The sequence below is a fragment of the Mycobacterium sp. ITM-2016-00317 genome (assembly GCF_002968295.1).
GTDB lineage: Bacteria > Actinomycetota > Actinomycetes > Mycobacteriales > Mycobacteriaceae > Mycobacterium.
Window position 1 is genome coordinate 1,006,935 of record NZ_CP134399.1, and the last position, 21,953, is coordinate 1,028,887.

At 69.9% G+C, this 21,953-nt stretch carries 15 protein-coding genes; 12 read left to right on the top strand and 3 right to left on the bottom strand.

The annotated features are described in order from the left end of the window. The first annotated feature begins 34 nt into the window (after positions 1-34). The 5 genes from fdh (at position 35) to C6A87_RS04820 (ending at position 6,777) form a co-directional block, all read left to right on the top strand. Positions 35-3,301, top strand: coding sequence for a formate dehydrogenase (gene fdh / locus C6A87_RS04800; RefSeq protein WP_311116225.1), 3,267 nt, complete (start codon positions 35-37; stop codon positions 3,299-3,301). Then, positions 3,298-4,260 carry a 4Fe-4S dicluster domain-containing protein gene (locus tag C6A87_RS04805; protein ID WP_396837001.1) on the top strand — a complete coding sequence of 321 codons (963 nt, stop codon included), beginning with the start codon at positions 3,298-3,300 and terminating at the stop codon, positions 4,258-4,260. The genes fdh and C6A87_RS04805 overlap by 4 nt, the downstream gene beginning before the upstream one ends. Before the next feature lie 77 nt (positions 4,261-4,337). Beyond that, the gene (gene nrfD, locus C6A87_RS04810) at positions 4,338-5,264 is read left to right on the top strand and encodes an NrfD/PsrC family molybdoenzyme membrane anchor subunit (protein ID WP_311116226.1); all 927 of its coding nucleotides are present in this window, start codon (positions 4,338-4,340) and stop codon (positions 5,262-5,264) included. A gap of 28 nt (positions 5,265-5,292) precedes the next feature. Beyond that, a complete protein-coding gene (locus tag C6A87_RS04815; RefSeq protein WP_311116227.1) occupies positions 5,293-6,222 on the top strand; it encodes an NAD(P)/FAD-dependent oxidoreductase in 930 nt (309 codons plus the stop codon). A 9-nt stretch (positions 6,223-6,231) separates the two neighbouring features. Further along, entirely contained in the window at positions 6,232-6,777 is a 546-nt protein-coding gene (locus C6A87_RS04820) for a YceI family protein (protein WP_311116228.1), read from the top strand. A gap of 95 nt (positions 6,778-6,872) precedes the next feature. On the opposite strand, the gene C6A87_RS04825 is transcribed toward C6A87_RS04820, so the two are convergent. Next, positions 6,873-8,465, bottom strand: a complete 1,593-nt coding sequence (locus C6A87_RS04825; protein ID WP_311116229.1) for an MFS transporter — start codon at positions 8,463-8,465, stop codon at positions 6,873-6,875. 294 nt (positions 8,466-8,759) lie between these two features. Between C6A87_RS04825 and C6A87_RS04830 the strand changes: the two genes are divergently transcribed. From C6A87_RS04830 to C6A87_RS04855, 6 genes are read left to right on the top strand one after another with little or no spacing between them, the layout of a single operon-like run. After that, positions 8,760-10,022, top strand: coding sequence for a hypothetical protein (locus C6A87_RS04830; protein ID WP_311116230.1), 1,263 nt, complete (start codon positions 8,760-8,762; stop codon positions 10,020-10,022). Continuing rightward, positions 10,019-10,987, top strand: a complete 969-nt coding sequence (locus C6A87_RS04835) for a glutamate ABC transporter substrate-binding protein (RefSeq protein WP_311116231.1) — start codon at positions 10,019-10,021, stop codon at positions 10,985-10,987. Before C6A87_RS04830 ends, C6A87_RS04835 begins: the two co-directional genes overlap by 4 nt. A gap of 2 nt (positions 10,988-10,989) precedes the next feature. Next, positions 10,990-13,134 carry a tetratricopeptide repeat protein gene (locus tag C6A87_RS04840; RefSeq protein WP_311116232.1) on the top strand — a complete coding sequence of 715 codons (2,145 nt, stop codon included), beginning with the start codon at positions 10,990-10,992 and terminating at the stop codon, positions 13,132-13,134. Then, on the top strand, positions 13,131-15,404 hold the full coding sequence (locus C6A87_RS04845) for an ATP-binding protein (protein ID WP_311116233.1): 2,274 nt from the start codon (positions 13,131-13,133) through the stop codon (positions 15,402-15,404). Before C6A87_RS04840 ends, C6A87_RS04845 begins: the two co-directional genes overlap by 4 nt. Continuing rightward, a complete protein-coding gene (locus C6A87_RS04850; RefSeq protein WP_311116234.1) occupies positions 15,404-16,507 on the top strand; it encodes a response regulator in 1,104 nt (367 codons plus the stop codon). Before C6A87_RS04845 ends, C6A87_RS04850 begins: the two co-directional genes overlap by 1 nt. 9 nt (positions 16,508-16,516) lie before the next feature. Continuing rightward, complete coding sequence (locus tag C6A87_RS04855) at positions 16,517-18,100, top strand: peptide ligase PGM1-related protein (RefSeq protein ID WP_311116235.1); 1,584 nt, start codon at positions 16,517-16,519, stop codon at positions 18,098-18,100. Positions 18,101-18,134: 34 nt separating this feature from the next. Here C6A87_RS04855 and C6A87_RS04860 read toward each other — a convergent pair whose 3' ends face one another. After that, a complete protein-coding gene (locus tag C6A87_RS04860; RefSeq protein ID WP_311116236.1) occupies positions 18,135-20,213 on the bottom strand; it encodes an MFS transporter in 2,079 nt (692 codons plus the stop codon). A gap of 143 nt (positions 20,214-20,356) precedes the next feature. Between C6A87_RS04860 and C6A87_RS04865 the strand changes: the two genes are divergently transcribed. Further along, positions 20,357-21,010: a TetR/AcrR family transcriptional regulator gene (locus C6A87_RS04865; RefSeq protein WP_311116237.1), complete on the top strand. Its 654-nt coding sequence runs from the start codon at positions 20,357-20,359 to the stop codon at positions 21,008-21,010. A 14-nt stretch (positions 21,011-21,024) separates the two neighbouring features. Here C6A87_RS04865 and C6A87_RS04870 read toward each other — a convergent pair whose 3' ends face one another. Further along, positions 21,025-21,648: a helix-turn-helix domain-containing protein gene (locus C6A87_RS04870; RefSeq protein WP_311116238.1), complete on the bottom strand. Its 624-nt coding sequence runs from the start codon at positions 21,646-21,648 to the stop codon at positions 21,025-21,027. Between the last annotated feature and the right edge of the window lie 305 nt (positions 21,649-21,953).

Below are 21,953 nucleotides of genomic sequence, written 5' to 3' on the forward strand. Positions count from 1 at the left end.
CGTCGTAACGTCGAACTGGCGGAAGGGGTGATCGGTGGACATCAGGAAGCTTCTCGAGTCGTGGCCGGTGTACCGGCAACTCACCGGCGGGGACAAACTCGGCCGCGGCAAGGCGGCACAGTCCCCGCGCAGCCTGACGCTGGCTCCGCGCACCGCGGAGGCCGACCATGTCACGCATTCGGTGTGCCCGTTCTGCGCGGTGGGCTGCGCGCAGAAGGTGTATGTCAAGGACGACAAGGTCATCCAGATCGAGGGCAATCCCGACAGCCCGATCTCCCGCGGCCGGCTGTGCCCCAAGGGGTCGGCGAGCACCCAACTTGTCACGGGCCCACAGCGGCTGACCAAGGTGCGCTACCGGCCGCCATATGCCCGCGAGTGGCAGGACCTGGATCTCGACACCGCGATGGACATGGTCGCCGACCGGGTGCTCGACGCCCGCGCCAAGAATTGGCAGGACTTCGACAAGGACCGGCACACGCTGCGCCGCACCATGGGCATCGCCGGCCTCGGCGGCGCCACGCTGGACAACGAAGAGAACTACCTGATCAAGAAGCTCTTCACCGCGCTGGGCGCCCTACAGATCGAGAACCAGGCGCGTATTTGACACAGCGCCACGGTTCCCGGTCTGGGGGCCTCCTTCGGTCGCGGCGGGGCGACGGATTACCAGCAGGACCTCGTCAACTCCGACTTCATCGTCATCATGGGCTCCAATATGGCCGAAGCCCATCCGGTCGGGTTCCAGTGGGTGATGGAGGCCAAGTCGCGGGGCACCGCCGTGGTGCACATCGACCCACGGTTCACCCGCACCAGCGCGCTGGCCGACCGGCACGTGCCGCTGCGCGCCGGCAGTGACATCGCGTTCCTCGGTGGGGTCATCAACTACATCCTGAGCAACGAGCTCGATTTCCGGGAGTACGTGACCGCCTACACCAACGCGTCCTTCCTCGTCGACGAACGCTTCGCCGACGCAGAGGATCTCGACGGCCTGTTCTCCGGCTACGACGACGCCACGGCGTCCTATGACCCGTCGACGTGGCAGTACCAGAGCACGGGTTCCGAGGAGGGCGGCGCCGAGGCCAAGGAGGAGAGCACCGCCTACGAATCGGGCTCCGGCGGACCGCCGATCGAAGGCGCCGCGGGTGACATCCCCAGCGACCCGACGCTGCAGGATCCGCGCTGCGTGTACCAGATCCTGAAACGGCATTACGCCCGCTACACCCCCGAGATGGTGGAGCGGGTGTGCGGCATCCCCGCCGACGTGTTCCTTGAGGTGGCCCGCAAGTGGACCCAGAACTCGGGGCGCGAAAAGACTGCCGCTCTGGTGTATTCGGTTGGCTGGACCCAGCATTCGATGGGCTCGCAGTTCATCCGCGCCGGCGCCATCATCCAGCTGCTGTTGGGCAACATCGGCCGGCCGGGAGGGGGCGTGTTCGCGCTGCGCGGCCACGCCAGCATCCAGGGCTCGACCGACATACCGACGCTGTTCAACCTGCTGCCCGGCTACCTCGCGATGCCCAAGGCCGGGCAGGAGACGCTGGCCGACTACCTCGACGACATCAAGGGCCGTAACCAGAAAGGCTTCTGGCACAACGCCGACACGTACATGGTGTCGCTGCTCAAGGAGTACTGGGGCGACGCGGCGACCCCGGACAACGACTACTGCTTCGACTACCTGCCGCGCATCAGTGGCGACCACGGCACCTACCGCACGGTGATGGACATGGTGGACGGCAAGGTGTTCGGCTACTTCCTGCTCGGCCAGAACCCCGCCGTCGGCTCGGCGCACGGCAGGCTCCAGCGACTCGGGATGGCCAACCTGGACTGGCTGGTGGTGCGCGACCTCGTCGAGATCGAGAGCGCGACGTTCTGGAAGAACGGGCCCGAGGTGGAGACCGGTGAGATCAACCCGGAAACCTGCCGCACCGAGGTGTTCCTCTTTCCGGCCGCCTCGCACGTCGAGAAGTCCGGCACGTTCACCCAGACCCAGCGCATGCTGCAATGGCGTGACCAGGCGGTCGAACCGACCGGTGACGCGCGCAGCGAGCTGTGGTTCTTCTACCACCTGGGCCGCATCCTGCGCGAAAAGCTCTCCGGCTCAACAGATGAGCGCGACCGGCCGCTGCTGGACCTGTGGTGGGACTACGAACTGCACGGCGACGAGCCCTCCGGGGAGGACGTGCTGCGCCGCATCAACGGCGTCGACCTGACCACCGGCCGGGCCGTCAACAGCTACCTGGAGCTGAAGGCCGACGGCTCCACCGCCTGCGGGTGCTGGATCTACAGCGGTGTGTACGCCGACGAGGTGAACCAGGCCGCGCGGCGCACACCGCACACCGAGCAGGGCCCCTACGACAACGAGTGGGGCTGGACCTGGCCGCTGAACCGGCGCGTGCTGTACAACCGGGCGTCGGCCGATCCGCAGGGCCGCCCGTGGAGTGAGCGCAAGAAGCTCGTGTGGTGGGATCCGGACAAGGGGGAGTGGACCGGTCACGACATTCCCGATTTCGAGAAGACCAAGCCGCCGGACTACCGGCCCGCCCCGGACGCGGTCGGGGTGGAGGCACTGCACGGTGACGATCCGTTCATCATGCAGGCCGATGGGAAGGGATGGCTGTTCGCGCCCAACGGCGTGGTCGACGGTCCGCTGCCGACCCACTACGAGCCGCACGAATCGCCGGTGCGCAACCCGCTCTACCGGCAGCAGGGCAATCCGGCGCGCAAGGTCTACGGACGGGCGGACAACCCGTCGAATCCCTCGTGGCCGGACGCACACGGCGACGTGTTCCCGTTCGTGTTCACCGCCGCCCGGCTGACCGAGCACCACACCGCCGGTGGAATGAGCAGGCAGCTGCCCTATCTGGCTGAACTGCAACCGGCGTTGTTCGTCGAGGTGTCACCGGAACTCGCGCGCGAACGCGGGCTCGAACACATGGACTGGGCACACGTGGTGACCAGCCGCGCGGCTGTCGACGCCAGGGTGTTCGTCACCAGCAGGATGAGGCCGCTGCGCGTCGAAGACCATGTGGTGCACCAGATCTGGATGCCCTATCACTTTGGTCACGCGGGCCTGGTCGACGGCGACGTCGTCAACGACCTGCTCGGTGTGGTCGCCGACCCGAACGTGTTCATCCAGGAGAGCAAGGTCGCGACCTGTGACATCCAGCCCGGCCGCCGGCCGCGAGGTCCGCTGCTTCTGGAGTATCTGCGGAGCTACCGGGAGCGCGCCCAGATCACCCCGCACACGGGCACTCATCTCGACACCACCGGGCCTTCGAGTGACCACACCGAGGAGAAGTCATGAGTCACAGCGAGAAGCGCAGCGGATCACGCATCGGGGAAGCCAGTTTCTACGGCCCGCTCGACGACGTCGCCGGCGAGGCCGGATACGACGACCACCCTCCACGGGTCGGCTTCTTCACCGACACGTCGGTGTGCATCGGCTGCAAAGCCTGTGAGGTGGCCTGCAAGGAATGGAACCAGGTGCCCGTCTCGGGAGATGGGGACGGCTTCAATCTGCTCGGCATGTCGTTCGACAACACCGGTGAGCTGGGCGCGAACTCGTGGCGGCACGTGGCGTTCATCGAGCAGCCGGTGGACGAGCGGACCGGGTCGGGACAAGCGGCAGCGCCCGAGGATCTGGGCATGCCCGGCTTCGAGCGCCCGGGTGACGGCAGCGGCGCCGAGACCCGGCAGGACTTCCGCTGGCTGATGTCGTCGGATGTGTGCAAGCACTGCACCCACGCCGGCTGCCTGGACGTGTGCCCGACGGGTGCGCTGTTCCGCACCGAGTTCTCCACTGTCGTGGTGCAGCAGGACATCTGCAACGGCTGCGGCTACTGCGTGTCCGGGTGCCCGTACGGGGTGATCGAGCGTCGCGAGGGCGACGGCCGGGCGTGGAAGTGCACGCTGTGCTACGACCGCCTGCACGACGGTCTGGAGCCGGCATGCGCGAAGGCGTGCCCGACGGACTCCATCCAGTTCGGCGTGCTCGACGAACTGCGCGAGCGTGCCGCGCTGCGAGTCGAGGAACTCCATGAACACGGCGTGACCGAGGCCAGGCTCTACGGGCACGACCCCAACGACGGTGTCGGCGGGGACGGCGCGTTCTTCCTGCTGCTCGACGAGCCCGAAGTGTACGGCCTGCCGCCGGACCCGGTGGTGCCCACGCGCGACATCGGCGCGATGTGGCGCTACGCCGGCATCGCGGCCTCCGCGTTGGTCGGGGTCACGGTGTCGGCCTTTCTCGGAAGGCGCCTGTGATGCGTGAAAAGCTCAGCGACACAGGTGCTTCCGACACACACGCGCAGGTTCGGCATCATCGCCGGGGCAAGGACGACATGGCCGTCCCGCCGGCCGAGTTCCGGTCGTACTACGGTCGGCAGATCCTCAAGACACCGGTGTGGAACTGGATGATCGCGGCGTACCTGTTCAGCGGCGGACTGTCGGCGGGCTCGGCACTGCTGGCAGCGGGAGCGGATCTGACAGGGCGCCCCCAGTTGCGGAAGGTGTCGCGGCTGGGGGCGCTGGCCAGTCTGTTGGCGAGCATGTACTTCCTGATCGCCGATCTGGGCCGGCCGGAGCGCTTCCACCACATGCTGCGGGTCGTCAAGCCCAGTTCGCCGATGAGCATGGGTACCTGGCTCCTGGGCGGGTTCGGGCCGGGCGTCGGCGTCGCGGCCGTCGCAGAGTTGATGCCGGCCCGGATCCGTCGAACTGCGCTGGGCCGCTTGGTGTCGCGGTTGGCTCGCCCCGCGGGACTGGAGGCGGCGGCGGTGGCCCCCGGGGTGGCGTCCTACACCGCGGTGCTGTTGTCGCAGACCGCGGTGCCGGCCTGGCACGAGGCGCACCCGTATCTGCCGTTCGTCTTCACCGGGTCGGCAGCGGCCAGTGGTGGGGGGTTGGGCATGCTGTTGGCTCCGGTGTCGGAGAGCGGACCGGCACGGCGGATGGCGGTGACCGGTGCGGTGCTCGAAGTGGCGGCGTCGCGCACCATGGAACGGCGGCTCGGGCTGGTCGGCGAGGCGTACACGACGGGCCGGCCGCACACGCTGCGGCAGTGCGCGGAGATCCTGAACGTCGCGGGCGCGGTCGGTGCGGTGGTGTCCGGTCGGCGCCGCTGGGCGGTCGCCCTGTCCGGCGCCGCGCTGCTGGCCGGCAGCGCGCTGCAGCGGTTCGGCACGTTCGAGGCCGGTGTCGCGTCGACCAGGGACCCGAAGTACGTGGTGGTGCCGCAGCGGGAAAGACTCCAGGCGCGCGAGGCCTAACCCCGCGATTTCGGGGAACAGAGCGCGTGTGGAATTCGAATGTGCAGTGGTCGGCGCCGGTGCGGCCGGCCTGAGTGCCGCGCTGGTGCTGGGGCGGGCCCGCCGCAAGACCATCGTGATCGACGCCGACGACCCGAGTAACCGGGCCGCGCCGGTGATCGGCGGACTGCTCGGCTACGACCGGCGGCGACCTGATGAGCTCTACGCGGCCGGGCGCGCGGAACTCCGCGAGTACCCGACGGTGGAGTTTCGCCGCGGCGAGGTCCGCAGCGGGCGGGCCGTCGACCGCGGCTTCGTGCTCGAGATCGACGACGGCACCGAGGTGCGCGCCCGGCGGGTGCTGCTGGCGACCGGGATGTCGTACTGTCCGCCGCAGCTCCCAGGCCTGGCCGAGCTGTGGGGCACCACGGTGTTCCACTGTCCCTTCTGTCACGGGTGGGAGGTGCGCGACACCCGGCTCGCGGCGCTGGCCGCCGGGGAGCAGGGGCTGCACACCGCGTTGATGCTGCGCGGCTGGAGCGTCGACGTCGTGCTGCTGACCGACGGCCGCTCGGAGTTGACCTCCGACGACCGGCGGCTGCTGCACCGGGCAGGCGTGAGCGTCGACGAGCGGCGCGTGGTCGAGCTGATCGCGGCGGACGGCCGGCTGCAGAGCATCGCGTTCGCCGACGGTGACCGGCTGGAGCGGGACGCGTTGCTGGTGGAGGCGCCGGTGCGCCAGCGGTCGACGCTGGCCGCGCAGCTCGGTGCGACGTGCACGCCCGGCCCGCTGGGTACCGAGCCGTTGACCGTCGACGAGATCGCCCGCACCAGCGCGGGAGGGGTGTTCGCCGCCGGCGACACCTGCACCGAGCAGCCGCACATCGCCGGGGCGGTGGCGTCGGGGTCCGAGGCGGCGATGATCATCGTCCAGAGCCTGCTCGCCGACGAGGTCGGACTGCCGTATCCGCCGGGGTAGATTCGCCCGGTGGCCGGAGCGGTGTGGGAACTCGATTCGACCGACGGCCAGTTGACGGTGACCACCGCCGTCGCCGGGGCCGCTTCCAGGGTCGGCCACCGGCTGACGATCGCGATGAGCTGGCGCGGCACGGTGGAGTGGGCCGACGAGCCGGTGGCGGTGGAGCTCACGGCTGACGTCGACAGCTTCAAGGTGCTGCGCGGCGAAGGTGGTGCGACACCGCTTACGGGGCCGGAGAAGGCGCTGGTCCGGCTGAACGCGCTGAAAAGCCTGGACGCCGTTCGGTTTCCGCGCATCCGGTTCCGGTCCGACGAGGTGGAGCCGACCGCCGACGGGTACCGGCTGGTGGGCACGCTGCAGATCCACGGCGTGACCCGCGACCACACGGTGGACCTGACGGTGGAACAGCTCGGCGAGCGCGTGCGGGTGTCGGCGCAGGACTCGCTGCGGCAGTCGGACTTCGGGATCAAGCCGTTCTCGATGATGATGGGCGCGCTGAAGGTCGCCGACGAGGTGCGGGTGTCGTTCGCCGCGGAGCTCGAGCCCCGCGACTGAGAGGCGGACTCGCGCGCGAGCGTGCGCATAGTCGGCTGTTTCTGCGGCGTGGCGCCCGCAGACACGCACACTCGCGCTGGAGGTCGCGCCGGGGGTCACTCGGGGTCGCGCACCGCGAGGTAGTGCTGAGATATCGGGATCCCGTCGGTGTAGCTTTCCACCCGCTGCTCGATCAGCTGATCCTGCCCCGTCAGCCGCATGTGGTGCTGGTGCATGTGCTCGCCCCAGGAACGCACCACGAACGTCTCCACGAACGTGCACTCCTCCTCGACACTGCGGAACAGCCGCCACGACGACGCTCCGGTGCGCTGACGGGAGCGGCCCAGCGCCGCCATCACCGACAGGAACCCCGCCTCGTTCTCCGGCGGGACGCGATAGGAGGTGAGCACCAGCACCGGACCGTCCAGCGGCTCGGGTTCGAAGACCAGCGTCGGCTCGGGCCAGTGCGCCGACGGCGTCAGGTCGAGGTTGCCGGTGCCCGCGTGCAGCGGCATCCAGATCGAGGTCAGGGCGCAGGCCGCCAGCAGGCCCACGCTCACCAGCAGGCTGGTGACGCTGGTGGTGGCGCCGGCGAGCAGACCCCACAGCAGCGACCCGACGGCCTGCCCACCCATGAAGATCAGCTGGTACACCGACAGGCCGCGGGCCCGCACCCACGCCGGGAGGCTCAATTGCATGGCGGCGTTGAGCGTCGACAGCGTCAGTAGCCACGCCGCGCCCCCGACCACCAGGGCCGCCAACACGGCGCCGAAGTGGTGCACCAGCGCCAGCACCGCGGTGGCCGCCGCGAAACCGGCCGCACCCGCGGTCAGCAGCGCGTTCTGACCGAACCGGGCGCGCAGCCGCGACAACACGAACGCGCCGAGTACCGCACCCACGCCGAGCGCGCCGAGCAGCACACCGTAGCCGGTGGAGCCTAGGCCGAGCTGGTTGGCCGCGATCACCGGCAGCAGCCCCCACAGCGCGCTGGCCGGCGCGATGAACAACAGTGTCCGCAGCAGGATCCGCCGCACGATCGGCGAACTGCGGATGAACCTGCCGCCGGCGCTGAGCGCCGCCAGGGCCCGCTCGGGCGGGTAGTCACGCTTCTCGGCGGGACGGTGCCAGGCGATCAGCACGAACACGATCCCGACGAAGGACACCGCGTTGAGCGCGAACACCGGCGCCGGGCCGGCCAGCGACACCAGCGCGCCCGCGATGGCGGGCCCGACCGCCCGCGCGCCGTTCATGCTCATGCTGCCCAGCGCGGCGGCGGCCGGAATCTGTTCGGGCGGAACGAGGTCGGGCTGGATCGCCTGCCAGGCCGGCGCGGTGAGCGCCTGTCCGCACCCGATGACGAACAACATCAGCAGCAGCAAGGTCGGCGTGGTCAGGCCGACCCCCGTCAACACCGCGAGCAGACCGACCCCGGCGGCCATCGCACCCTGGGTGGCGATCAGCAGCCTGCGTCGGTCGACGAGATCGGCCAGCACCCCGGACGGCAGCGCCAGCAACATCACCGGCAACGTGGTGGCCGTTTGCACCAGTGGGACCAGGACCGCAGCGTCGGGACTCTCGACCAGCATCCACTGGGCGCCGACGGTCTGCATCCAGGTGCCCAGGTTGGAGACGAACTGCGCGATCCACAGCGCGCGGTAGGTCGGGGATCGCAGCGGTGCCCACGTCGAGATCGACACTGCAGATGTCATCCGCCGCTTCCCGTCTGTGGCTGTCAGGGCCACTGTAGGTCCGAATCAGGGGCCCCACTGTCGGTACCCACTGAGGGGCGCCGCGCCAACAATTCACGGCGCGCGTCCGCAGAACACCGCAGTCAGGTAGTGCTCTACGTGCGCCGTTGCCGCCGGACCGGACGACTATCGACCTTGAGGCGTCCCAATGTCCCCCAATACCCCGGTAGTGCTGAAACGGGAGGCCGGTATGAGAGAGCATGAGGTTGCCCTTTCGCTTGTGCCGGCGAAGTGGGCACGGGATCGGTGATCGTGATGAGCTCTGCCGTCACAGTGGACGCCCGCGCCTCTGGCGCGTGGGTGCGACGATATGCCCGCACCACGCCCGGCGTGGTGGTGCTGATCGCCGTGGCGGTGGCTGCTCTCGGTCTCGCCGCCGGGCTGGTGTGTGCCGCGGCGCTCAACGACCGGATCAACCAGCAGAAGGCGGTTCTCGTCGAGCTGGAGCCGGTGGCCTACGCGGCGCAGAACCTCTATGCCGCCTCGTCGGCGGCCGATGCCGCCGCCGCGACCATCTTCCTGTCCGGTGGCACCCAGACTCCGCTGATGCGGGCGCGCTATCAGCAGGCTCTCGCCGCGGCGGCCGGGGCGCTGGCCGACGCGACCGCAGGCGCACCCGATGTCGCCACCCGCACGACGCTGGCCGGGGTGTCTGCACACTTGACCACCTACACGGGTCTGGTGGAAGCCGCCCGCGCCAACAATATTCAGGGATTCCCGGTCGGATCGGCGTACCTGCGCGAGGCGTCGTCATTGATGCAGACCCGACTCCTGCCCGCTGCGGAATCGGTCTACGCCGCCGACCTGGCCCGGGTCGACGAGGGTCAGCGCCGTGTCGCGGACCTTCCGGCGATCGGGCTGTTGTTGTGGGCGGCGACTCTGGTGGTGATCGGGGCCGGCTCGGCGGTGCTGTCCCGCCGCACCCATCGCGTGTTCAACGTCGGGCTCGTGGTCGCGGCGGCGATCGTGCTGGTGGTGATGGGCGGTGTCGTCGGCGCCGTTCGCCTGGCCGGCGACGACATCGCACGCGCGCGCAGCGAGGGGACGGCCAGGTTCGGCGCGCTCTCCGAGGCCCGCATCCTGGCCCAGCAGGCGCGTACCGAGGAGACTCTGCAACTGATCACCCGCGGCGACATCACCGCCGGCGAGACAGCGTTCTACGGCCGCATCGACGAACTGCTCGCTCTGGCCGGCGGGGAGGTCCCGGCGGTCACCGAAGCCGTCGACAGCTGGGTGGACAGCCATCGCCGTCAGGTCGAGGCCTACCGCGCCGGCGACTATCCCGCGGCGGTCGACCAGGCGCTCGGCATCGACCGGCGTGCCTCGGGCGCACAGTTCGCGCTGGTGGAATCGGCGCTGCGCGACGCGATCGAACAGGCCCGCGGCACCATGCGCGGATACGTCGCCGGCGCAGCCCGGTATCTCGGCTGGACGCCCACGGCCGTGCTGGGGTCGACCATCGCCGTGATCGCGGTCGCGGTGGCGGGGCTGTGGCCGCGGCTCAAGGAGTTCCTGTGAGCGCCCGGACCGCCGCGGCGGCGGTCGCGGTGGCTGTCACCGTCGCGGCGTGCGGTGCGTCGGCCACCCCGCCGCCATCGGTGTCGGTCGCACCGGTGCCGGTGCGCCCCGCCGGGGCGCAGGAGATCACGGCTCCGCCGGTCACCGCGGTGGCCGATTGCGGCGATCCCGAGGCCAGCCTGCGTCCCGGACCGCTGGCCGGAGCCGGCGCGATGCCCGCCGGGTCCAGCATGGCCCGGATCCAGGCCCGGGGGCGGCTGATCGCGGGGGTGGACCAGAACACGTTCATGTTCGGGTTCCGCGACCCGCGGTCGGGCCAGCTCGTGGGATTCGACATCGACCTCGCGCGCGAGATCGCCCGCGCGGTCTTCGGCGAACCCGGGCGGATCGAACTGCAGGTGGTCGACGCCGGTCAGCGTGAGCTGGCGTTGCAGTCCGGTCAGGTCGATGTGGTGGTGCGGACCTTCTCGATCACCTGCGAGCGCAAGCGCAACGTCGGGTTCTCGGCCGTCTACTTCTACGCCAACCAGCGCATCCTGGCCCGTAAGGGATCGGGGATCGACGGTACCGCAGACCTTTCCGGAAAACGGGTGTGTGCCGTCGCGGGGACGACGTCACTGGGGCGGATCTTCGCACTGCGGCCGCGGCCCACGTTGATCGGGGTGACCAGCTGGACGGATTGCCTGCTGATGCAGCAGCAGGGTCAGATCGACGCCATCAGCACCGACGACGTCGTCCTGGCCGGGCTGGCCGCCCAGGATCCCGCCGTCGACGTGGTCGGTGCCAGCCTCGGCGTGGAGCCGTACGGCGTCGGGGTGCGGCGGGGCGACGACGACGTGATCCGCTTCGTCAACGGGGTGCTGGAACGGATCCGGGCCGACGGCACCTGGGAACGGCTCTACGCGTCATGGCTGCGCAGTCTCGGACCCTCACCCGGTCCGCCGCAGGCACGGTATCAGGACTGACCATGGACCGAACCGTCGGCGCGGCACGCGAAACAGATTCCGGGGCAACCGAAGTCGGGGCACCGACGTCGACGTTCGCGTCGGTGTCGGCACCGCGGTCGCGTCCCGATCCGGGGCGGCGTCCGCAGTCCGGTGGCGGCCGAGGCCGGCTGGGCGCCGGCGTGGTGACCGTCCCCTCCGTGCCCCGCGGCGACCCCGCCGACGCGGTCCTGGCCGATCCCCGGGTGCCCGAACATCAGCGCTCCTGCGGCAACGTCGACTGCAACCGGCCCGTCGGCCGGTCACGCGACGGCATCCCGGGCGTCACCGAGGGTTTCTGTGGCGCCTGCGGCACGCCGTTCTCCTTCGTTCCCCGGCTGTCCCGCGGCGAGGTGGTCGGCGGCCAGTACGAGGTGCGCGGCTGTATCGCCCACGGTGGGCTCGGCTGGATCTATCTGGCCACCGACCGCAACGTGCACAACCGGTGGGTGGTGCTCAAGGGCCTCGTCCATTCCAGCGACCCGGCCGCGATGGCCGCGGCGGAAGCCGAGGCACTCGCGCTGGCCGAAGTGGAGCACCCGAACATCGTGCGGATCCACAACTTCGTCAACCACGCCGATGCGAACGGCACGGCCGTCGGCTACATCGTGATGGAGTACGTCGGCGGCATCTCGCTCAAACAAATCCGCAACGCGCGCAACGGTCCACTGCCGCCTGCCCATGCCGTCGCCTACATCGTCGAGATCGCGCCCGCGCTGGGGTACCTGCACGATCAGGGGCTGGCGTACTGCGATTTCAAACCCGACAACGTGATGCAGGCCGACGAGCAACTCAAGCTGATCGACCTGGGCGCCACCGTGGCCATGGACGACGTCGACTGCGTCATCTACGGCACCCGCGGCTTCCAGGCGCCCGAGGTCGCGCACACCGGGCCGACGGTCGCCAGCGACATCTACACGGTCGGGCGCACACTGGCCACGCTGGTGGCCGACCTCCCGCGCAGTACCGTGCTGCTGCCGGGCCGTGCCGAGGTACCGGCTTTCGCCGAGCACGAGTCGCTGTACCGCGCCGTCGCGCGGGCCACCGAGGCCGACCCTGCGCGGCGGTTCCCGTCGATCACCGAACTGGTGGACCAACTGACCGGGGTGCTGCACGAGATCGCCGCCGCCGACAGCGAGAGCCCGCGACCCCGGATCTCCCGTCATTTCAGTCCCCAGCGGGCGATCTACGCCGCCGGCGCGGACGCCCCGCCGGCACCGGCCTCGGTGATCGCCGCCCTCGCGGTGCCGCGGGTCGACCCAGCCGATCCCGGCGCCGCCCTGCTCGCCACGACCAGTGGGACCCCGCCGACACAGTTGGAACAAACCCTGCAGTACGCGATGGGCGGTTCGACGCCGTTGCGCGCCTCCGTGGAGATCCCGCTTCGGCTGGTGCGCGCCGCGTTGGAGATCGGGGCCGCCGCCGACGCGCGTCGGCGGATCGGCGAACTGGCCTCGGTGATCCCGGATGACTGGCGGTTGCTGTGGTACCGCGGCCAGTGCAGCCTGTTGGACGGCGACTTCGACGCGGCCGCAGCCGATTTCGACCGGGTGCTGGACCAGCTGCCCGGCGAGCTCGATCCGAAGCTGGCGCTGGCGGCGGCCGCGGAGCTGCGCGGCGACCACGACGTCGCCGCCCGCCACTACACGACGGTGTGGCGCACCAGCCACACGTTCTACAGCGCCGCGTTCGGTCTGGCCCGGTACCGGGCCCGGTCGGGCGACCGCGCCGGCGCGGTGCAGGTACTCGACCAGATCACGCCTGCCTCGGCGCATTTCACGTCAGCCGGGACAGCGGCGATCGACGTGCTGCTGGCCGCACCTCCCGCCGAGGCATTGGGCGAGGACACGCTGCGCGACGTCGACCGGCGCACCTGTGCGTTGGCGCTCGAATCGACGGCCAGACGTGCACGCGTACGGCTGAAAGTGTTCGAGGCCGCGCTGGACTGGCTCGCCGCCGGGCACACACCGGATGCCACCCATCTGCTCGGCGCCGAGTTCGACGAGGCAGGGATCCGCACCGGCATGGAACAGTGCTACCGCGCGCTGGCCCGCGAGACCACCGACCTGTGGGAACGCGTGGCGCTGGTCGAACGGGCCAACACCGTCCGCCCGAGGACCCGGCTGTGACCGCCACGGAGCACCCCGAGGACGCGATGACCACGCCGGTCAACCGCGAGTTGGCCTATGCGCGACAGCAATTGGCCGCCACCCGGGAGATCCTGGCTGCTCTCGGCCGCGACGCCTCCGACCCCGGGGCCGTTCTCGACACCGTGCTGCAGTACGCCACCCGGCTGTGCGGTGCGACCGCGGCGCAGTTGTTCATCCGCGACGGCGACGTGTACCGCCTGTCCCGGGTCTCCGGCAAGACACCCCAGGACTACCGCACCCACCTGACCGAACATCCGATCACCGCCAACCGGAGATCCACGGTCGGCCGCGCCGCCGAGGACCGGCGCACCGTCCAGATCGCCGACGTGCTGGACGACGCGGGCTACGGACGCCTGGACCTTCAGCGCCTGACCGGCTTCCGCACACTGATGTCCACACCGATGATGGTGCAGGACAGGGTGATCGGGGTGCTGTCGCTGTGGCGTACCGACGTGGCGCCGTTCAACGCCAGGGAACGCCGGGTGCTCGAAGAGTTCGCCGTCCAGGCCGCGATCGCACTCCATCAGGTGGACCTGCTGCGCACACTCGAGATCCGCGGTCACGAGCTCGCCGACAAAGTGACCCAACTGGAGGCGCTGCGGGAGGTCGACAACGCGATCGGTTCCACCCTCGACCTCGACGAGGTGCTCGAGCAGACCGTCACCAACGCGGTGCGACTGGCCAACCTCGGGGTGGGAGACCTCACGCCGACCACCGACGGCGGGTCGATCCTGGAGTACCACGAGGCGACCGACTCGTACGATCTGCGAGGAACATCCGGCCTGGGTCCCGCGCTGCTGGAGCGCCTGCACGCCGTCGCCGTCGACGCCGATTCGGCCCTGGTCCACCATCCCGTCACCACCCGGCGGCCGTTCGAGGTCCCCGATCTCGAGCAAGCCGACCGCGACGACGTTCTCGACATCCTGTTCGACGACGGGTGGCGTTCGGTGCTCGCGATACCGCTGACGCACGGCGACAGCACGATCGGCGTGCTGGTGATCCACCGCAGGGACGCCGGCGGGTTCCCGCCCGACATCGTCGACCTGCTGGAAACCTTCGCAGGCCAGTCCGCGCTGGCCGTCGTCAACGCCCGCCTGTACCGGGAGCTGCAGACCAAGTCTCGCGAGCTGGAGATCGCCAGCAACCACAAGTCGGAGTTCCTGGCCAGCATGTCGCATGAACTGAGGACACCGCTGAATGCGGTGATCGGCTTCTCGGAAGTGTTGCTGGACCGCATGTTCGGCGAGATCAACGAGCGGCAGGAGGAGTACCTGCGCGATATCTGGAAGTCCGGTCGCCATCTTCTTGAGCTGCTCAACGAGATCCTGGACCTGTCGAAGGTGGAGGCCGGCCACATGACGCTCGACCCGGTGGTGTTCGACGTCGGCGCGGCGATCGACTACGCCTCGGCGATGGTCCGCGAACGCGCCGCGGCACACGCCATCGCACTGTCCGTCGAGGTCGCCGACGACGTCGGCGCCGTCGACGCCGACGAGCTGCGCTTCAAACAGGTCGTGCTGAACCTTCTGTCCAACGCGGTCAAGTTCACCCCCGACGGCGGCCGGGTGTCGGTGCGTGCCTACCGGCTCGACGCCGACCTCGTGGTCACGGTGACCGACAACGGGATCGGCGTCTCGCCGGAGGACCGGGACCGGATCTTCGACTCCTTCCAGCAGGGGCACCGCGGACCCGCCAAGGAGGAGGGCACCGGTCTGGGGTTGACGCTGTCGAAGCGGATCGTCGACCTGTTCGGCGGCCGGATGTGGCTGCACAGCGTGGTGGGGCAGGGAAGTACGTTCGGGTTCTCCATCCCCGCGCCCCGGCCGTACTCGCCGACGGCCGTCGCGCCGGCCCGGGGCGAGTTCCCGGTGCTCCTTCTGGTCGACGACGACCGGGCGTCGCTGGAGCTGATGAGCGCCTATCTCGACGACGCACCCGTGCAGGTGCTCCGGGCATCCGACGGGGTCGAAGCCCTCGCGATGCTGCGCGCGGTGGCACCCAGCGCGGTGGTGCTCGACATCCTGCTGCCCCGGCTGGACGGATGGGAGGTCCTGCGTGAGCTCAGAGCCGACCCGGCCACCGCGGACGTCCCTGTGGTGATCGCCTCCGTCGTCGACGACCGGGCCCGCAGCGGCGCGGCCGGCGCGGACGCCCACCTGCTCAAGCCGGTGAGCCGGGACGACCTGCTGGGCGCGCTGCACGCCGTCGGCGTTCGGGTGGAACCCGTTCGGGGCGAGGGGAAACCGTGATGGACGAGCCGGTGACGGTGCTGGCGGTCGACGACCAGCCGGTCAACCTCCGCCTGCTGGACGCGGTGCTGACGCCACGGGGGCATCGCGTGGTGCGGGCGGCATCGGGAGCCGAGGCGCTGGACGCCTTGAGAAGCGGCGACATCGACATCGTGCTGCTCGACGTCGTGATGCCCGAGATGGACGGCTACCAGGTGTGCCGCCAGATCCGGTCGGACCCGGCCACCGGGTTCCTGCCGGTCGTGATGATCACCGCCAGTGGCAGCGAGCAGCGGCTGAACGCCCTGCTCGCCGGCGCAGACGATTTCGTCACCAAACCGTTCGACCAGGCCGAACTGCTGGCCCGGGTGGCGTCGCTGGCCCGGATCAAGCGTTACCACGACACCGTGCGCCGTCAGGCCGACGAACTCGCCGCGTGGAACGCCGAACTGGAGAGCCGGGTCGCCGCGCAGGTGGCCGAACTGGAGCGGACGAACAGGTTGCGCCGTTTCCTGTCACCGCAACTGGCCGACCTCGTGGTCTCCGACGAGCACCTGTTGGAGAGCCACCGGCGCGAGATCGTGGTGCTGTTCGGGGATCTGCGCAACTTCACCCCGTTCGCCGAGACCAGCGAGCCCGAGGAAGTGATGGGCGTGCTGGCCGAGTACCACCATGCGATGGGTGCACTGATCCACCGGTACGAGGGCACGCTGGAGCGTTTCACCGGCGACGGCGTGATGGTGTTCTTCAACGACCCGGTCCCGTGCGCGGACGCTGCCGAGCGTGCCGTGCGCATGGCACTGCAGATCCGCGATGCGGTGACCGAACTGGCCCGCGGATGGCGTAGGCGGGGACACGATCTGGCGCTGGGCATCGGTATCGCGCAGGGATTCGCGACCCTGGGCCGGATCGGCTTCGAGGGCCGCTTCGACTACGCGGCGATCGGCAGCGTCACCAACCTCGCTGCCCGGCTCTGCTCGGACGCCGGACCGTGGCAGGTGCTGGTGACCGACCGCGTGCTGGCCGCGGTGGAGGACAGCGCCGTCGCCGAACCGGTCGGCGACGTGCAGCCCAAGGGTTTCAGCAAGACGGTATGCGTCCACAACATCCGTGCCATGAACTGAGGTGACCACATGACCGATCTCCAAACCGCCCGCCGCACATTAGGTCAGCTGGACGACGAGCAGCGTTACCGGGCGTTCGACGACCTTCAGCTGGCGATGCGTCCGGCGTGGGATTCCATCCAGAAGAACCTGGCCGACGAATCGGTGGTGGTGGTGCCCTCGATCAGCGTCGAGCGCACCACCGCGGGCAGCGTCACGGTCACGCAGGCGCTGGAGGAGCGGGCACTGTTCCTGCTCCTGCTGCTTCGGCAGCCGCGGTTACGCATGATCTATGTGACCTCGCAGCCGATCCCGGAACTCGTCATCGAGTACTACCTCGGCCTGTTGCCCGGGGTGATCCCCAGCCATGCCCGCGCGCGGCTGACAGTGGTGGCGGTCGGCGATGCGTCGCCGATGTCGTTGAGCGAGAAGCTCCTGGCGCGCCCGCGACTGCTGCACGAGATCCGCGAGCTGATCCCCAACCCGGCGCGATCCCATTTGATCCCGTACAACACCACCGCGCTGGAACGTGATGTCGCGCTTTCGCTGGGGATCCCGATGTACGGAGCGGATCCGCGGCTGATCGAGTTGGGCAGCAAGACGGGATGCCGACGGATGTTCGAGGAGTGCGGCGTGCGGTGCCCGGTCGGTGCGGAAGACCTGCACACCGTCGACGACATCGTCACCGGGGTGCAGCACATGCGCCGGCGCCGCCCGTCGCTCACGCTGGCGATCGTGAAACTGAACGAAGGAGTGTCGGGCGCGGGTAACGCGTCGCTGGATCTGGTCGCGTTGCCGGAACCTGGTGCGCCCGACGAGGCGCGCGCGATCGCCGACCGGGTGCGCGCCCTGGTGCCGGAGAGCGTGGCGCTGTCGGTCGACGCCTACCTCGCGGCCTTCGAGAAGAACGGCGGGATCGTCGAGGAACGGATCTGCGGCGCGGCGCTGGAAAGCCCGAGCGTGCAGATGCGGGCGCTGCCCGACGGCACCGTCGAGCTGTTGTCCACCCACGACCAGGTGCTGGGCGGCGCCACCGGCCAGCAGTACCTCGGCTGTGTGTTCCCGGCGAACCCGGCCTATGCGGCGAGGATCGCCGAGCCGGCGATGGTGATCGGGCACCACCTCGCGCAGCGCGGTGTGCTGGGCCGGTTCGCCGTGGATTTTGTGGTGGTGCAGGATGATTCGGGAGAGTGGACCCCGTATGCGATCGAGCTGAACCTGCGCAAGGGCGGCACCACCCATCCGTTCCTGACCCTGCAGTTCCTGACCGGCGGCCGCTACGACGGTGCGCGCGGGGTGTACCTCACGCCGGACGGGACGGCCAAGCATCTCGTCGCGACCGACCACCTCGAAGACGACCGGCTCAAGAGCCTCACCGTGGCCGACCTGTTCGACGTGGTGGCCCAGCACGGGCTGCACTTCGACCAGTCCCGTGGCACCGGTGTGGTGTTCCACATGATCAGCTGCCTGACCGAGTGCGGTCGGGTCGGGATGACCGCGGTCGGCGACAGCGCCGACGGGGCTTGGCAGATCTATCAGCACGCCGAGGCGGTACTGCTGCGTGAGGCGGAGCTGGCGCTGCGCGAAGAGGCCGTGATCGGGGTTCCGGGTTGACCGGAACCGGTGGAGACCGCGATGTCCTGCGGGGTCAGCGGCGATGCCGCAACACCTCGGTGGGGGCGGCCGGGTCCACCGCGCCGCCGGGCTGGTTGCGCACCGGACGGCCGGGACCCGCCGGTCTGCGGGTCAGCCGCGGAGCCCGCATCGGTGCCGTCGGCGCATGAGCGGTGACACCGGGCACGACGGCACCGCTGGGGCCGGTGGCGTCGCGCCGCCGGCGGAGCTCCTCGTCGATCCCGTCGGACAACCGCCCGAGATAGCCGATCAACGCGGCGACGTCGCCGTCGTCCCAGCGTGACAGCACCGACTCGAGGCCGCTGATGTTGGCCGAGCGCTGGCTCTCGAACATCGCCCGCCCCCGGGAGGTGAGCGAGAAGCGCGGCGGCGCAGCCTGATCCGCGGCCGGTGCCCGCCCGGCCAGACCGTCGCGGATCAGCGCCGAGATGCGTTCCTCGACCGGTCGTTCGTCGCTGGTCAGCGCGGCGGCCAGGTCCGGCACCGACATCGCGCCGGCACCGCCCAGATAGGCGGCGATGACGTAGTCGCCGCGATCCAGTCGATGGGACGCCGACGGCACACCCAGAGCCACTGCGGACTGGCGCCCGACCGCGGTCATCACGTTCTCCAACCGCTGTGCCCGCCGGCGGATCGCCGATGGGGACAGCACCGGTTCGACGGCGTCCGGAGCGGGCGCGGGAGTGGGCGTCGCCGCCGGGATGGCGATCGCGATCATCGCGGCGACCGCGGCCGCCACCCCGGCGATGACCAGCGCGATCCGGAACCCGTTCAGGGACGGGATCATATGACCGCCGACCACCATGCCGGTCTGCACCAGAACCGCGGCCATCGCCGCGCTCGACACCGAGGTGCCCAGCGCGCGCGCCAGCGAGTTGATGCCGTTCGCCGCGGCGGTCTCGGACACCGGCACCGCGGCGTTGATCAGCGTCGGCAGCGAGGCGAACGCGAAACCGACACCGATGCTGACCAGGATGCTGAACGTCAGCACGCCCGCCGGACTACCGAGAAGCTGTGTGCCACCCAGGTATCCGACGGCGATGACGATGCAGCCGGCGACCAGGGTGAAGCGCGGCCCGCGCGAGGCGATGATCTTCGCCGCGATCGGCGCCGCCGCCATCATCGCCAGACCGCCCGGCGCCATCCACAGCCCGGCCGCCACCATGCTCTGGCCCAGCCCGTACCCGGTCGCGTCGGGCAACTGCAGGATCTGGGGGCCGATCAACGACATCGCGAACATCGCGAAGCCGACCGCGATCGAGGCCAGGTTGGTCAGCAGCACAGGGGTTTTGATCGTCGTCCGGATGTCCACCAGCGGTGCCGGGGTCCGGAACTGCCACCACCCGAACACCACGAAGACCGCCAGGGAGCCGAGCAGCAGGCCGATCGTCGTCGGGTTGCCCCAGCCCCAGCTCGCGCCCTTCGAGATGGGCAGCAGCAGCATGATCAGGCCCGCGGCCAGGCCGACGGCACCGAGGAAGTCGAAGCGGCCCATGGTCTTCGACGGGACGATGTCGGGAACGAACAGGCTGAACAGCACCCCCGACGCCAGCCCGAGGAGCGCTGCGCACCAGAACAACGCGTGCCAGCTCAGGTGCTCGGCGATCACGGCCGACAGCGGCAGTCCCAGCGCGCCGCCCACTCCGAGCGAGGCGCTCACCATGCCCATCGCCGCGCCCACTCGCTCCGGCGGCAGGGACGCGCGCAGCACGCTGATGCCCAGCGGGATCACCGGGGCGCCGAACCCCTGCAGCGCCCTGCCGATCACCAGCGGGATCAACGAGCTCGTCAGCGCGGCGACGACGGAGCCGACGGTGAGCAGCACCGCACAGGCCACCAGTACCCGTTTGGCGCCGAACATGTCGCCCAGCCGGCCGAACATCGGGGTGGCGACCGCACCGGTCAGCAATGTCGCGGTCACCGCCCACGAGGCGTTGGCCGACGAGGTGCCCAGGATTTCGGGCAGCTGCGGCACGAGCGGGATCACCAACGTCTGCATCAGCGAGACGCTGATGCCGCCGGCGGCGAGCACGGCGATGAGCGCTGCACCGCCTCGGGGCGCCGACGGGCGCTCGACCATCTGTTCAGGCACGGAGAACTGTCCTCGGGGGTTTCGGGGTCCGGGAAGGCGACGGCGGGGCCCGACTCGTCGTTGAATCGCAGAAAGGCACCTCAGCCGTTTCAATACTTGCGAAAGAATAGCACCGCCTGCGTTTCATTAGTCATACTGGCGGGGTGACTCACTCCGCCCCGGCCGCGTCGCCGCGCCGCGCCGCCGGCCGACCCACGCGCGCGCAGGCGCTGCTGCGTGCCGAGGAACTGCTGGACTGCGCGCTGGAGGTGTTCCTGGACCGGGGATTCGACCACGCCACGATCGACGGGATCGCCGCGACGGCCGGGATGGCCAAGCGGACCATCTATGCCCGCTATTCCGACAAAGAGACCCTGTTCCGTGCGGCGGTGCAGCGCGCGATCGACCGGTGGGCGGTCCCGGCAGAGGAGCTTCGCAAGCTGGACACCGGCGACCTGGAGGAGACGCTGATCGCGGTGGCCGGGGCGCGCTTGCGCACCGCGGTGAGTCCCGACGGGGTCCGCCTGCAACGCATCCTCAACGCCGAGGCCTACCGGTTCCCCGAGCTTCCCCGCATCGCCTACGAGCAGGGCAGTCGGCCCGCGGTGCGCTTCATCGCCGAGGTGCTGGCGCGGCACGCGGCCACCGGCAGCATCGCGATCGACGATCCCGAACTTCTCGGGACATCGTTCCTGAGCCTGGTCATCGGCGGTCCCGCGCACGGTGTGCTGTGGGGAGCGGTGCTGGACGACGACGCCGTCGCCGACCGGATCCGGGTCTGTGTTCGGCTGTTCCTCGACGGCGCCCGGCCGCGCTGAAATCGCGTCCCGCGCTAGGTCGTGCGGCCCGGCATCGACTCGGGGACCGCCATGACCCGTTCGGTGTAGCCCAGGATCGGCTTCTTCAGCGCGGTGACCGCCTCGGCGTCCTGGTCGGCCAGCGCGTTGGTCACCAGTGCCGAGATCGCCGCGACCAGCATCTGGCACGCGAACCGGTCGGCGGTGCTGCGGGCGTTGAACACTCTCGCCACTCCCGCCACGAAATCCTGCTGCAGATCGACGCGCCTGCGCATGGCCTCCGGTCCGGCGGCGTACACCTCGACCAGGAACAGCCGCGCCGTGGCCGGGTCCGCGGCGAGGAAGCTCAAATACCGGTCGAGCATGACGTCGAAGCGCTGCATCGGTGTGCCGGTCGACGGCAGTGCCTCGACGCCGTCGATCACGTGCTGCTGCATCCGCGCGTACGCCGACATGAAGCAGTCCTGCTTTGACGTGAAGTGCTGGTAGAAGGTGGCCTTGGAGACCCCGGCCTCTCTGATCAGATCCTCGACCGTGGTCTTGCTGTACCCGTTCTCGGCCATGACGGTGGCGAGTGCCTTGAACAGCCGCTGTCTCTGATGGGCGGCGACCTGTTCCCTGGACAGCCGGTGCCGTCCGGAGGCGAGCCGCTCGGCCATGCGGCCTCCTCTGCCCGGTGTGCGTTGCGCCGAGAATTATAGGGGCGCCGAACCACGGGTCCGGCGAGGTCTCGACATGATCGTCCCACGCCTTCAGGTACGTGCCGGTTTTTGGGAAACGCTATCGTTTATGTACCATCCCTGTGGCCCGTCTCACAGGCGGCCTGCTTTGCGCAACGAGGGGTGTGCGGAGCGGTCATCAGGGGCGCAACGGTGTCTGGTGGCGCCGCACAGGGGGAGTGGAGTCACCAGAGCCGGCGCACCGGAACGTAGCCCGCGGAGACATCCGCCCGTTCTAGCAGACG